The sequence below is a fragment of the Rhizobium sp. T1470 genome, from assembly GCF_042140505.1.
GTDB classification, from domain to species: domain Bacteria; phylum Pseudomonadota; class Alphaproteobacteria; order Rhizobiales; family Rhizobiaceae; genus Rhizobium; species Rhizobium favelukesii.
The window spans coordinates 3,345,667-3,358,435 of record NZ_CP148091.1 but is presented as its reverse complement, the minus strand read 5'-3'; the positions used below and the strand labels follow the sequence as shown (position 1 = coordinate 3,358,435).

Genomic DNA, 12,769 nt, shown 5'->3' with positions numbered 1-12,769 from the left:
GGATCGACGGCGGCGCAGGTTCCGGCAAGCGGGCTCCGCCTTTTTGAGTTTGCCTGGTGGCATGAAGGTTTGCTGCGGCAGCGTACGGTTAAGGGCGGTCGCCTGCTGTAGGCGGCATAGGGATGGATCAGATGGAAAAGGGTGTCGAATTCGCCAAGGCGTATTTCAAACCGCGCGCCAAGGCGATCGAAGAGCTCGCCGCGCGGAGCGAGGGGTTTCGCGACCTGTGCGACGACTTCGCCACTGCCAGCAGCGAGAAACTGGAATGGGAACGGTCATCCGGCCCAGACCGCGACGAACGTATCGGCGAGTACACCGAGCTCGTCGGCAGCCTTCAGATCGAGATCGAGCAGGCCCTGGACCAAGCTCATGTCGTACCGTTCACCCGACCTCGACAGTGACGAAGCTACCAGTGTTGCTATCGTTTGTTACCGTAACATACTTCCCTTTCTGATCCCGACGCGCGACGGATGTCTCCGGAAACACCTTCTCCGATCAATCGCTCCAGGATGGGATACACTATGTCGAAGAGAATTGGCGTCTTTGGAGGAGCGGCGCTAGCCGCCTTCCTCACTTTAGCGGCGACTAGTTGGGCGGACACAATCAGCTACGCCGATGCGGTGACAGTTCTTGCCAAGGATTGCGGAAACGACATCAAGAAGTTCTGCAATGGCGAGAACCTTGGACAGGGCCGGATCCAGGCCTGCCTTGAGAAAAATGCCGCAAAGGTTTCGCCGACCTGCACTTCGACGCTTGGCAGCGTGCTCACATCGATCGCCCAGCGCCGGGAAGCGCAGGCGTCGGTGTTCAAGGTCTGCCAGCATGATGTCTCTCAATACTGCAACAGCGTGAAGGGCGACGGGAATATCCTTTCCTGCCTCGTCGAAACCAAACGCGTCGACAGCAAGGCATGCAACCAGGCAATCACCGACGCTGGATGGCGTTGAACTTGATCCGAACCGGGGAAAAGAAAATGTTCGTTCGTCGCCTTAGCGTCTCACTCGCACTCGGCCTGCTGCTGGCTCCCTGCATCGCGTCCGCTCAACAGCTCGACAACAGTCAGATCATGAGCACGCTGGGACAGGTCAGGTCGGCAGCCCCTGCCGTCGACGTCGCCCTGCTCGTGGAGGAGGCAAACGCCAACGTCGGGAAGGGCGTTGCAGCACTCCCCAACTGGAGCAAGCTCGCAGAGCTTTCGCAGCTGATCGTCGAGATCGATTTCGAAAACAACTCCACCGCCATCGAGCCGAAATCCTACCGCACCGTCGGCCTGATCGCAGATGCACTGCATCACCCGGATCTGTTCCGCTACAAGTTCCTTATCGTCGGGCATTCCAGCGCGACGGGATCGGCCAGACACAACCTCGAGCTCAGCCAGAAACGCGCCGACGCGATCAACGAGGCGCTGGCGACGACGTTCGCAATTTCACCCGATCGCCTCTTTTCCGTTGGCGCGGGCGAAGAATGGCCGATCGACGCCGGCCACCCGGAGGCTGCCGATAACAGGCGCGTTCAACTGATCAATCTTGGACTTTTGAAGTAGAGGCCTCGTGGCCCACCGGAGGACAAATAGTGCTTAGGATCTCTCACACCTGCATCATCGCGGTCGCCGCGAGCCTCGCTTTCACCTCACCGGTCGGCGCGCAAGACGCCATCTCGGCCCCCGCGCAGAAGACCATCGGCGCAACCAAGTCCAAAATGGTGCCGTCGCTTGCCGTGCTCAACTCCGCAGGTGCAAAGCTGGAGAACGGCAAGCTGACGATGAGCGGCATCTCAGCAAATTCCATTGTGTTCGCCGACCGCCCGGTGCGTTCTGCGGGGCATGTCCTGACCGCAGAGTTCATCAAGCAGTGGGGCGAGGGGGCAGACAGTTTCGCCAAAGACCCTCCCAATGCGACGATTTCGGTCTTGAGCGCCAAGGGAGATTCCATCGCCGACGCCGTGGTCGTCCTGAAGATGCCGAAGCTCGAGGGCGAGAATCTGACCTTCGACGTGGCTGTGCTCGAAGGTGATCTCGCCGGAGCGGATGGGCCGGCATCACTGTTCATCGACTGGTTTGCGGCACGTGGTCCTTACGGGGGCGTCGCCGTCGGGGGCGCTGGTTTTCGCGCCCCCGTCTGGCGTGGCGGCTGGTACGCACATCCTGGCGCCTATTACGGCGCGGGCGTGGTTGCGGGTGCTGCGGTCGGCGCAGCCGCGGTCGCCGCCAATCGGCCCTACTACCCGCCTCCAGCATGCGGATACTACCCCTATCCACCTTGTTACTAGCGCGACGCAACCGCACCATTTGCGCTGGAGACAGACCAGTGGGAGGCTCGAGAGAAGCCTTCCACACCTGCGGCCAGACTACCGAGGATGTCACTTGTGGATCTGCTATCGGCTCAAACCCGGTTCTGGAGATATGTGTCGGCACTGTCATTCTGATCGTGGTGATATTCGTGCACGGCGTGGGCATCCGGGCCATCAGTTGGAAATTCAGCAAATCGTGGATGCATGTCACGAGCACCAGAGGGCACTGGCGCCTGAATCTCGTGCTCGCAGTGACGATCGCTGCCTTGGCAATCCTGCATTTTGCAGAGACGCTGATCTGGTCGGTTCCTCTTTATGCGCGTTCAATCATCCCCTCGATGCGCGACAGCTACTATTTCGTTTTGGAGAGCTACACGACGCTCGGGGAAGGCAACGTCACTCTGCCAGATCGATGGCGTCTGCTCGGACCGATCATCGGCATGTCGGGGTTATTCACCTTCGGATGGACTGGCAGTGTTCTGGTCAACATCATGACCGACGTTGGAAGATTCGATATGTTGCGAGCAAAGCGCGCGCATTCTGACGATGGTCCTCAATGATGAGCATGGGCCAGACCTAGCATTTCGGATGCATATAGGCCGAAATACAGGTTGCTCGTATCTGCTTTGCTTCGAACCCTCTGGGCCGCATCGTTGGATCCGACCGGTCCGGATAAGATAAGGCGGCAAGCATCGGCTCCTTTCCAGAGGGCACGGAAATTCATCACGATTCATCCCAACGATTTACACCAAGGCGCCAGTTGGCCGCGCGAGGCTAAATGTTCACCATTCGCATTCTGCTACTCAACCTGTGCCTTTGTTTGTGGAGCAGTTCTCCGTTGGGGGCCTTTGCGCTTGCGACGACCCCTGCTGAGCCGCCAAAGATCACCGAACTGCTTCGCCTTCTCGAAGACGCGGACGTGAAGACATGGTTGGCGCAAAGGCAAGTTGTGGCTGCTGAAGCCGCGCCTACAGAAGCCGTGCGGGTGATCGACGAATTGGAGACCCGATCACGCACCCGCCTCGACGGACTGCTTTCCGCCGTGCCGCTATTTGGCAACGAACTCTACCGCGTATCGCGTCCGGTTTGGCAAGAGGCGCGCGACAGTGGCCTTGCGCCTGGAATACTGTTGCTCGGGATCATCGCAGCCATTGGCGGGGGCCGATCCATTCGTCGTTCGGCGCCATACATGTTCCCAGCCAACCCTCTGCTGAAGCGAGTCCACACCGAGATTATGCCACTGTTGATATTCACGGCTACGGCTGCGCTATTGTATCTGCTCGTCGCCTGGCCGCCGCTTGTGCGGTTGGTCGTTCTCTACTCGCTTCTGGCGACAGTGGCCTTCCAGGGAGCAATGGCGCTCTACCGGCTCGCGATGGCCGCATCCACATCGATGGCTAGGGTCTATCCTCGCGTCCGACTGCTCGTCGCTGTGCTGACGGCGGCATTGGCATTTTCGGCTATTGGCGAGAGGCTCGGCGTCGCATCGAACGTCCGTTCGCTGAGTGCCCTTATATTTTCGACAGTCTTTCTCCTGATCGTGATCGATACAATAGGCCGCGCGCCTCGAAGTGATGGCAATTCCGCAGTGGGCCGAGCGCCTCGCGCAATAAGGATTGGTGCTGCGATCTCGCTCTGGCTACTTTGGTGCTGTGGTTTCGTAGGATTGTTTTGGATCGGTATCATGATTGTCGTTGTGCCACGCGCGCTGTCAGTCGCTGACAAGCTGACCTCGGCGTTCGCGGCTTCTCACTGGAACAGCAATGGCACGAGGGAGCTGAAAGCCGTCATGCTTGTTCGGGTGGCGAGAGCTGTTATCGTCATCGCGGCAGCGGATTGGATCGCCTTCGTTTGGCACGAAAATTTTCAGCCGTTAGGCGATCACCTGGCTCTGGCTCAGTCGATCGTTGCCGGCGTATTCAATAGCGTTGTTATTCTGCTTGTATTCGACTTAATCTGGCAACTGGGCAACGCATACATCGCCCGCAAGCTCAGCGATTACGGCGACGAAGGAGCGCTCGACTCGAACGAGATGGCGCGCCAAAGCCGGATTCGCACCTTGCTCCCGGTTTTCCGCAACACGCTGGCCGCCGGGCTGCTTTCTGTGGCCGTTCTCACTGTTCTCTCACAGATGGGTGTGCAGATCGGCCCGCTTATCGCCGGAGCAGGGGTGGTGGGTGTTGCTCTTGGATTTGGCTCGCAGACTCTCGTCAAAGACATTGTCAGCGGCGTTTTTTATCTACTGGACGATGCGTTCCGAGTCGGGGAATACATTGAGGCGGGAAGCTACGCCGGTGTCGTCGAGTCGTTTAGCCTACGATCTGTACGACTGCGGCATTATCAAGGACCAATATTTACGGTGCCTTTCGGCACGCTTGGCGCAATCAAAAATTCGAGCCGTGACTGGGCAGTCGACAAATTTCGCTTCCATATCCCCTTCAAAACGGACCTGGATAAAGTGAGCAAACTCATCAAGGATATCGGCGTCGAGCTCGAGGCGGATCCGGAATTCAAGTCATCTTTCATAAAGCCGCTCAAGCTGACCGGCGTCGAGAAAATCGGCGAGTACGGCATCGAAGTCGCTGTAGGGTTCACCTGCAAGCCAGGCGAACAGACTTCGATCCGAAGAAAAGCATACACATTGCTGATGCAGACATTTGGCGAAAATGACATCGATTTCGCCCAGCCGATGGTGCAGGTCAACCGGTCACAATAAGGGGACCGTCGCTGGCAACGGCGGCGGACACCCAGGCTTTCTTCTCAGAGGCGAGGCCACGTTTGCGCTTCACACACGACCTTCAACACGCACCCCTTCAGCTTTAGCGCGTTACCTGAGACAGTCACGGAGCCGTTATAGGTCTTGTTGGCACCCGGATCGGTGATCTTGCCTTCGTAACTGCCGTCCCTACCTCCGAAGGTGCCGATCTGCTTGCCGGCGTGCTTGCCCGATTTCAGGGTGATACAATAGCCGCTGCCGCAGGAAGCGATTTCGGCGGTATCTCCAAGCTCGGTCCTCCAGTTTCCAACAATCGGATCTTGTGCATATGCGATGTTGGCAATTGCCGCAAATGCCGCGATGGCTATGAGTAGGCGCTTCATGACTTCTCCTTCACGTGACTGCGCTCAACAACTACACGGTGGCGCCGGCGAAAGCCCGTAACATCTGGTATGTTCTGTTGCGGACGGTGCTCGATGAGCGAGCCTCGGCCGCCGCCATATTCTTGGCGGCCAAGCCTGCGCGACCGGCCCAGCCACGGCTGACGGTGGCGCGCGCCACGTCCGTCGCAGCGATTCGAACCGAATCAATCGCCTGTTGTTTTCTCCTGTCCGCGAAACGCCACCCCGAGGCGCTCCAATTCGGTGGTGAAACAGAAAACGGAAAACAAGACCGCCAGGAGGAGAAGGCCGCGCCAGACATAGCCCCAGGGCTGTCCAAAATCGGCTTCCGGCAGATGTCGAAATAGCACCAAGGAAAACAGCGCACTGGCGATGATGAAGGTGAGGCGGCTGGCGAACAGGACAAGCTGACCAAGGACAACGTTAGCGTCCCTGAACGGCACGGGAACCTTGAATGCCCGATACCAGTGCGCGAATTGCACCAGTGCTATGCTGAGCCCAATAACCGAAACCATAGGCGTATCGGCGTATACCTGCACATGCCCTGGATCATCCAGCATTCGGGAGTACAGGGGATAGCATTGGCTCAGCAAGGATGCAGAGCCAATCGCCTGTGTCGTCAGCAGCCACGAATATCGCGCCCGCGAAGTCGTCATAGGATTTTCTCGATCTGGCTGTATTACGAGGGGCACACGTCCCAGAAGCCGGTCGTCTTGGCTGGAGTCGTGTAGTACCAGCAATAGCCGGGCTTGGGTGGCGTTCCGGCGATCGAGGCCGCCGTCGCCCCGGCAACGAAGCCGATCGCAGCACCCGCGGCAATCGCACCGCCCGGCCTCCAGTAGCGATGCGGTGCGACGACGACCACGCCGCGGTGCGGTACCGGACGATAACCGGGAGGACGTCGGACGGCTCCGGCTGCGCAACCGCTTGGCCCGCATCCGGCCGCAGCACAGCCTCTCGGGCCGCACGCCGCCGCCCGTCCTGCTTCGGCCGGTGACGGACCGAGGATCGGTACGGAGACCAGCATCAGAACCGAGATTGCCGCAAGCAGGTGGGCGGTGCTCTTGAGGACTTTCATTCGCTTGTGTCCCTTGTGTTTCGAGATCGGTTCTCGCTCTCTTTGCAGCGAGATCGCACACACCATGGCAGCGAAGGCTCCGATGCAGATAGTATGTTACCGTATGCTACGGGTGAGCGGCCGCTGTCTCGGAAGATATGTTTACTTGGGGAAGAGGAACGTCAGCGCGACCCGGAATAACCATGAGCGCCACGACTACCGATGCAGAAGCCATCAACTTTCCCAAGCCCGCAGCCAAGTAGCCTTCCTCAACGGAGCGCATCTGGGTCAAGGCCGTGTATAGCCACGGTTACGCCGGCATCCCCTCTATCCTGATCCAGGCGCAGCGCCGTCTTGGCATCAATGCGATGCAGATGAACATCATCATCCAGCTCCTGGATTACTGGCACGAGCCGACGCGCAAGCCGTTTCCGGCCAAGAAGGAATTGGCGAATCGTATGGATGTCACGGAGAAGACTATCCAGAACAATATGCGCGCCCTGGAGAGGGCTGGCTATATCAGGCGCGAAATGCGCAAGACGGCTGCCGTGGACTGGAACAGCAATATCTACGCCGCTCCAGATGCTGGAAGTGGCGCTGCGGAACCGCACCGATGCCATCATGACCGAAGCTATCAATGAAAGCTGGTTTCACGAGGAGGGATTGCTGCTCGGTGGATGGCAGCCCGAACAGCTCGCCAAGGCCATCCAGGATATTGAGGAAGGCAAAAAGGAGCCGACGCCCGGCCGGATCGTCGCCGCCCTGACATTCAGCTTCTGGACTGCGATGTTCGGCAAGGACTATGAAACGCTGTGGCAGACAACCCTGCACAAGATCGGCCGCAAGCCGGACGGAAAGGGGTTGCGAAGAAAGGATTTCTCCGGCCCGCTGGCGCAAATCCGCAGCCTGCGGAATCTCATCGCCCATCACGAGCCGGTCATCATGTGGAACCTGCCGAAGCGCTACGACAGCATGTTGGAAATGACCGGCTGGCTGTCCCCACCGGCCGCCGCCTGGTGCCAGACCCACTGCCGGTTCCAGCAGGTCTATCCGGCGGAACCGATCGCGCTGCACCAGCCGCCCAAAGAAGCGAAAGGCCGGGGAATCCTGACCGAATGAGCAACCGCGACGATTTTTCCCTGCGATAAAAGGAATGGTGGTGTTGCGCGCAGATAGCTGGTTTTTCAGCGCCTTGAGAAAAACAGATATTGGTTGCAGTTCGTATCCCTTCACATCAGGGGTGAGTAGCGGTCTGCGCGTGAGATTGATCTGCTGTCATCGGCATGATTGGCCTCCAGAGAGTTTTCTAGCGACCTCACTCTGCCACGGTGCAGGCCGCTACTCACCCCTGATGGGATCCCAAGGCGCCCATTCGCGGCTACAACGAAAGCCGCTCCATGCAAACTGCCTTTACGAGATCCTGCAGCACCTTCACGCGCTCGACCAACCAGGCGAGCTCCTCGTTGGTGATTGTGTATTTCGACGAATATTGCGCTTCCACATAGGCCCGCGAGAGCAACTCGAAACAGCGTCGTGAAAACCGGCTGTCGCGCGGCCACGCCTCAACCAACCTGATATCCAGCCCTTCGGCTTGAGAGCGAAGAACCTTCAGACGATGGGATTTGGGGCTGTAAAGGGTCAGGGACTGCAGCAGGCAATGATATAGCCGTTCTGTCGATTGATGCAGATTGAAGGCCGCCAGTTTGTAGTTGCCCCGTCCCCCGCAATATTCTGCGATGCCGAAAAATTCGACGGCATCAGGGAACCACTGATCAAAATTAGCTTTCGCTTCCGTATTGGCGTCCTCCGCCGTCAGCGGCTTCGGTTGCGCCAGCGGATGGCCGGGCTCTTCGTAGAGGACGATGCCGTCCCTGGCGATGTCGACGAAGAAGGGGCGACCGCGGGAAAGCTGGTCGTTGACATCAGCCAGCGTGTGGACGATCGGCACGACCGGTGTTTCGATGTGATGAGCGATCTGCTCCTTCAACAGCCGCTCCTCGATGCCTTCCCAGAGTTCCTGCTCCTCCGCGAAGGTCTTGCTGTTGACGACGATCAACAGATCGTAGTCGGAGCGATAGCCGCTCAAGTGATCCTCGACCCAGTCACCGCGGGCGTAAGATCCATAGAGGAGGACCATCAGGATCCTGCCGGCATTGCGCTTGGCCGACAGCTTGCTTGCCTGGAAGGCTTCGACCTCGGCAAACAGGATCTCGATGATGCGCGCCAGTTCACGCCGCTTCCTGTCCGGCAGGTGCTCGATATGGTCGGTCAGGGTCAAAGCCGCATCAAAGCCTTCAGTCAGAATCGCGTCCATCGTAGCGGTTCCATCATGATTGCACACTAAATCCTTTTACGGGATTCTTTCCATGCGCACAATCCAAGGATGCGCTCAGTGCACGATACATTCGTATTGCGCCCCCTATCCGTATCCAGGCGCCATCTGGGAGGCGCGTCGCTCTCGACTGATGCAGTTGATGAGGCTATTGACGTTTTGACGTGTTCCACCTTGGGGCGTCCTGTCCGCAATCGGACAATCGCAGCACCGTCGTTGGAAAAGTATTGTAAAATCAATTGCTTGAATTCCAGCGCTCGCAGCGCGATTCATCATTGAAAACGTCGCGTTTTCGGGCATTTTCCCGCCGTCGATCAATTCACTAAACTCGTTCAAATCTTAACAATTCACTTAAGAACTCGGCAGCAGTTGGCCTCTAAGCAATGGGCTTGGCGGTGGGCAAGAAGGTCGATTCGCATGAGAATTTCACTCCAGGCGGAGCTTGGCGATTTTCAGGATCGCCACACAATTTACGTGTTCGCTCTCAAGATGAGCTTCCTCGCGGTGACGCTGTCGTCGGTCGTGATCCTCCTCATATTGCCGCCGCTCGACTGGATGGGGGTGCTGCCCGTGCCGCTCGCCGATGGCGTGGTGCTGTCGTGGCTGATTGGCGGGGCTGTTTCCAGTGTGTTGTCGCTGGTGGCGGGTCACGCGATGCACCAACTCAGCGTCTCGCGCGCGGAGTTCGAGCAGCTGAGCCGTACCGATGTACTCTCAGGTCTCCTTAACCGGCGTGCCTTCACCGAGGCATTGGAGCGGGCCGACGGGGACGCCTGCCTTGCCATCTTCGACGTTGATCGGTTCAAGGCCATCAATGATCGTTTCGGCCATGCCTGCGGCGATGCCGTGATCGTCGCTGTGTCCGCTATTCTCGCCGCCGCCTTCGACGGGCGCTCCGTCGCGGCGAGGCTGGGCGGCGAAGAGTTCGGCGCGATCGTCGTCGGTGGTTCGCAGGCGCAGCGGATTGAGAAAGTGCAGTCGGTCTGCGCACGCTTGGCGGAAAAGCCCATTGCGGCCGACAATTGCGTGGTCGCCATAACGGTTTCCGCCGGCATTGCCGAACTTGGTGGGGGACGGGGCAAGGCGGGAGCCTATTCAGCCGCTGACAAGGCGCTCTATCTGGCAAAGGCGCTCGGTCGAAACCGTGTCGTGCATGAGAACGAGGGACTGCATCCGGGTTGGCGCAGGCATCTGCCGCAGGACGCTGCAGCTGCGCGCGCGATGAGCGCGGATTGTGACGAAGCGCGACTGGCCTGAGGAAAGTCGGGCAGCATACCCTTCCGGCCGCATTCCTTCTTGCATCGCGCGGGGCGATTTTGCATGGTCGCAGTCTCAAGCGAATTGGACACGTCATGCAACGCGTTACTTCCTACCTGCCTGCCGGCACACCCTCCTCCACCCCGATCGGAAAAGTGGTTCTGCCGCACGATCTGCGGCATTTGCGGCGCAAGCTGCTCCATCTCGAAACCGGCGAGATGGTCATGCTCGACCTCAAGGAGCCGGTGCTTTTTGCAAGTGGCGATATGCTGGTTCTCGATGACGGCGAACTCATCGAGATCGTGGCGGCCGAAGAGAAGCTCTTCGAGGTCAAGGGCAGGGACCGCCTGCACCTGATCGAACTCGCATGGCACCTCGGCAATCGACATCTCGGCGCACAGATCGAGGAAGACCGCATCCTCATCCTGCGGGATCATGTGATCCGCTCCATGCTCGAAGGGCTTGGTGCGACGGTCCGGGAGGTTGCCGAGCCGTTTCAGCCCGCCCGCGGCGCGTACCATTCCCACGCACACGCGCACGGTCATGATCATGCCCATCACTCGCACGATTGAGCGAACATGACGGAGGATGGCGACCTGCAGGCCTTGCTGCGGCTGATGGCGTGGCTGTCGCCGGCCTTCCCCATCGGTTCCTTCGCCTATTCAGGTGGTCTGGAGCGGGCCGTTCACGATCGGTTGGTCACCGACGCTCATTCGCTTGCGACGTGGGCGTTGAACCTCATCGAGCGCGGGGTGGTGTGGAACGACGCAGTCCTCCTTGCCGAGAGCCACCGCTGCCACGGGCAGCGCGACCGGCTTGGTGAACTGGCGGAGCTCGCTGAAGCACTTGCTGGCGCGCGCGAGCGTCATCAGGAGACGATGCTGCTTGGCGACGCGTTTGTCGCTGCCGCCCGTGCCTGGCCGGATGAGGTGTTCGATCGATTGCCGCAACACGTGGCATATCCGGTTGCACTGGGCGCTGTGGCGGGTGCGCATAAGGTCGCATCGGAGAGGGCGATTGCGGCATTCCTGCATGCCTATCTCTCGCAGGCGGTTTCCGCAGGCATCCGTCTCGGCGTTGCCGGGCAGAAGGACGGTGTTGCCATCCTGGCGCGCCTTGAAGGCGATATCGCACGGATTGCGAAGCGGTCGGCCACGTCCACGCTCGACGATCTTGGAGCGGCGACCATCCAGGCCGATATCATGTCGCTGCGCCACGAGACGCAGTCGACGCGGCTCTTTCGATCGTGACCGGGATCGGGCAGGTCGCCGCCAGCCGTCACGACCTGCGTCATTTGCCGGTGGCCGCCCTCCGGTCGGCACGCTATCATCGGCTGTTATTGGAGTTCAGAACATGAAATCAGGAAACGGGCCGTTGCGTGTGGGCATCGGCGGACCGGTCGGCTCCGGCAAAACGGCGCTGACCGCCAAGCTCTGCAAGGCGATGCGCGACGAATATTCGGTGGCGGTCGTCACCAACGACATCTATACGACCGAGGATGCCGAAGCGCTCATGCGCATGCAGGCTCTGCCGTCGGATCGGATCGTTGGCGTGGAGACGGGCGGTTGCCCGCACACTGCAATCCGTGAAGATGCGACAATCAACCTGCAGGCCATCGCTGGCCTCAACGAGCGGATCCCCGATCTCGATGTCGTTTTCATCGAGTCGGGAGGCGACAATCTGGCTGCCACCTTTTCTCCTGATCTGGCTGACATCACGATCTACGTCATTTCCGTCTGCCAGGGCGAGGAAATCCCGCGCAAGGGCGGCCCCGGCATTACCAAGTCGGATCTTCTTGTCATCAACAAGAAGGATCTGGCTCCCTATGTCGGCGCGGACCTGGATGTCATGGACCGCGACGCGACACGGATGCGCCAGGCACGGCCCTTCGTTTTCTCCGACATGAAGCGCGGCGATGGCGTCAGTTCCATCGTAAGCTTCCTGAAGGAACAGGGCGGCCTATAGCTAAACCTGCCTTAGCACATTGATATCCTCGATCGCGATGGCGCGGCCGCAAACGCTTACGCCGGATGTGCGCAAGGTGGAGAAAGCACGCGACAGCGCCTCCGGCGCCAGACCCAGCTTTCGCGCCAGAAGGCTCTTTTGGAACGGCAGGCGCAAGGAGGCCCGCGTACCCTCATTGGTGCAGTGCGCCAAGAGATAATGCGCGACGCGCTGCGGGCTTGTCTGCATGCGATCCCGCGCCAGGCATTCCATGGTCGAAAGCAAATGCTGCGAAAGGCTGCGCGCGATCGCGCCGCCAATACGCGGCCGCTGGTCGAGCAACGCTTTGACCTGCGCGATGTCGAAGCGGGCAAGGATCGCGTGTTCCATTGCCTGGGCGCTATAATTATATCCTTCGCCGGCGAGCACGAGACATTCTCCGAAGCTGTCGCCCGGCTCACAGATACTGATATCCGCTTCGCGGTCTTGCGAGCCGCGATAGAGGCGAACGTAGCCGTTTAGCACGCAGTAGAAGTAGCGTGCCTTGTCGTGCTCACGGAAGAGAACGTCCTGCGGCTCGTAGCGCACCGCCACCGCGCACGACAGCAGTGCATCTTGCTCATGCCGATCAAGGCTGGACGCGATCAACGCACCACCAAGCATCGCTTGCTGCGCGCTGCTGAGTTTCAAAGCTCTGGGCATCTGTTTCTCCCTGCGGTGCGGCACGTGCCGCCCCTACCTGATACTTGGCAAGGGTAACCGGGAGACGAGGT

At 59.5% G+C, this 12,769-nt stretch carries 17 protein-coding genes; 12 read left to right on the top strand and 5 right to left on the bottom strand.

The annotated features are described in order from the left end of the window. The first annotated feature begins 131 nt into the window (after positions 1 to 131). The 6 genes from WGT02_RS16970 to WGT02_RS16945 all read left to right on the top strand — a co-directional run bounded on the left by WGT02_RS16970 (position 132) and on the right by WGT02_RS16945 (position 5,005). Positions 132 to 401, top strand: coding sequence for a hypothetical protein (locus WGT02_RS16970; RefSeq protein ID WP_024315681.1), 270 nt, complete (start codon positions 132 to 134; stop codon positions 399 to 401). Positions 402 to 521: 120 nt separating this feature from the next. After that, positions 522 to 947 carry a cysteine rich repeat-containing protein gene (locus tag WGT02_RS16965; protein ID WP_024315682.1) on the top strand — a complete coding sequence of 142 codons (426 nt, stop codon included), beginning with the start codon at positions 522 to 524 and terminating at the stop codon, positions 945 to 947. 26 nt (positions 948 to 973) lie between these two features. Beyond that, the gene (locus WGT02_RS16960) at positions 974 to 1,543 is read left to right on the top strand and encodes an OmpA family protein (protein WP_024315683.1); all 570 of its coding nucleotides are present in this window, start codon (positions 974 to 976) and stop codon (positions 1,541 to 1,543) included. Positions 1,544 to 1,572: 29 nt separating this feature from the next. After that, the gene (locus tag WGT02_RS16955) at positions 1,573 to 2,268 is read left to right on the top strand and encodes a hypothetical protein (RefSeq protein WP_208249855.1); all 696 of its coding nucleotides are present in this window, start codon (positions 1,573 to 1,575) and stop codon (positions 2,266 to 2,268) included. Between the two features lie 107 nt (positions 2,269 to 2,375). Then, the gene (locus WGT02_RS16950) at positions 2,376 to 2,849 is read left to right on the top strand and encodes an ion channel (protein WP_225039842.1); all 474 of its coding nucleotides are present in this window, start codon (positions 2,376 to 2,378) and stop codon (positions 2,847 to 2,849) included. Positions 2,850 to 3,067: 218 nt separating this feature from the next. Then, a complete protein-coding gene (locus WGT02_RS16945) occupies positions 3,068 to 5,005 on the top strand; it encodes a mechanosensitive ion channel family protein (RefSeq protein ID WP_208249857.1) in 1,938 nt (645 codons plus the stop codon). A gap of 44 nt (positions 5,006 to 5,049) precedes the next feature. Here the strand turns inward: WGT02_RS16945 and WGT02_RS16940 are convergent, their stop codons facing one another. The 3 genes from WGT02_RS16940 to WGT02_RS16930 all read right to left on the bottom strand — a co-directional run bounded on the left by WGT02_RS16940 (position 5,050) and on the right by WGT02_RS16930 (position 6,484). Further along, the gene (locus WGT02_RS16940) at positions 5,050 to 5,388 is read right to left on the bottom strand and encodes a DUF2147 domain-containing protein (protein WP_024315687.1); all 339 of its coding nucleotides are present in this window, start codon (positions 5,386 to 5,388) and stop codon (positions 5,050 to 5,052) included. 203 nt (positions 5,389 to 5,591) lie between these two features. Further along, positions 5,592 to 6,062 carry a hypothetical protein gene (locus WGT02_RS16935; RefSeq protein ID WP_208249858.1) on the bottom strand — a complete coding sequence of 157 codons (471 nt, stop codon included), beginning with the start codon at positions 6,060 to 6,062 and terminating at the stop codon, positions 5,592 to 5,594. 23 nt (positions 6,063 to 6,085) lie between these two features. Then, the gene (locus WGT02_RS16930; protein ID WP_024315689.1) at positions 6,086 to 6,484 is read right to left on the bottom strand and encodes a hypothetical protein; all 399 of its coding nucleotides are present in this window, start codon (positions 6,482 to 6,484) and stop codon (positions 6,086 to 6,088) included. 275 nt (positions 6,485 to 6,759) lie between these two features. Here WGT02_RS16930 and WGT02_RS16925 point away from each other — a divergent pair, with 275 nt between their 5' ends. Next, a complete protein-coding gene (locus WGT02_RS16925) occupies positions 6,760 to 7,104 on the top strand; it encodes a helix-turn-helix domain-containing protein (RefSeq protein ID WP_197901937.1) in 345 nt (114 codons plus the stop codon). Beyond that, a complete protein-coding gene (locus tag WGT02_RS16920) occupies positions 7,046 to 7,582 on the top strand; it encodes a hypothetical protein (protein ID WP_197901936.1) in 537 nt (178 codons plus the stop codon). The genes WGT02_RS16925 and WGT02_RS16920 overlap by 59 nt, the downstream gene beginning before the upstream one ends. A gap of 259 nt (positions 7,583 to 7,841) precedes the next feature. Here the strand turns inward: WGT02_RS16920 and WGT02_RS16915 are convergent, their stop codons facing one another. Continuing rightward, positions 7,842 to 8,777, bottom strand: a complete 936-nt coding sequence (locus WGT02_RS16915) for a HEPN domain-containing protein (protein ID WP_208249860.1) — start codon at positions 8,775 to 8,777, stop codon at positions 7,842 to 7,844. A 435-nt stretch (positions 8,778 to 9,212) separates the two neighbouring features. Between WGT02_RS16915 and WGT02_RS16910 the strand changes: the two genes are divergently transcribed. The 4 genes from WGT02_RS16910 (at position 9,213) to ureG (ending at position 12,017) form a co-directional block, all read left to right on the top strand. Beyond that, positions 9,213 to 10,052 carry a GGDEF domain-containing protein gene (locus WGT02_RS16910; protein ID WP_208249862.1) on the top strand — a complete coding sequence of 280 codons (840 nt, stop codon included), beginning with the start codon at positions 9,213 to 9,215 and terminating at the stop codon, positions 10,050 to 10,052. A 95-nt stretch (positions 10,053 to 10,147) separates the two neighbouring features. Then, on the top strand, positions 10,148 to 10,624 hold the full coding sequence (gene ureE, locus WGT02_RS16905; protein WP_208249864.1) for an urease accessory protein UreE: 477 nt from the start codon (positions 10,148 to 10,150) through the stop codon (positions 10,622 to 10,624). Between the two features lie 6 nt (positions 10,625 to 10,630). Then, on the top strand, positions 10,631 to 11,302 hold the full coding sequence (locus WGT02_RS16900) for an urease accessory protein UreF (protein ID WP_208249866.1): 672 nt from the start codon (positions 10,631 to 10,633) through the stop codon (positions 11,300 to 11,302). 103 nt (positions 11,303 to 11,405) lie between these two features. Beyond that, positions 11,406 to 12,017 carry an urease accessory protein UreG gene (gene ureG, locus WGT02_RS16895; RefSeq protein WP_024315695.1) on the top strand — a complete coding sequence of 204 codons (612 nt, stop codon included), beginning with the start codon at positions 11,406 to 11,408 and terminating at the stop codon, positions 12,015 to 12,017. On the opposite strand, the gene WGT02_RS16890 is transcribed toward ureG, so the two are convergent. Then, positions 12,018 to 12,698: a Crp/Fnr family transcriptional regulator gene (locus tag WGT02_RS16890; RefSeq protein WP_024315696.1), complete on the bottom strand. Its 681-nt coding sequence runs from the start codon at positions 12,696 to 12,698 to the stop codon at positions 12,018 to 12,020. Positions 12,699 to 12,769 lie beyond the last annotated feature (71 nt).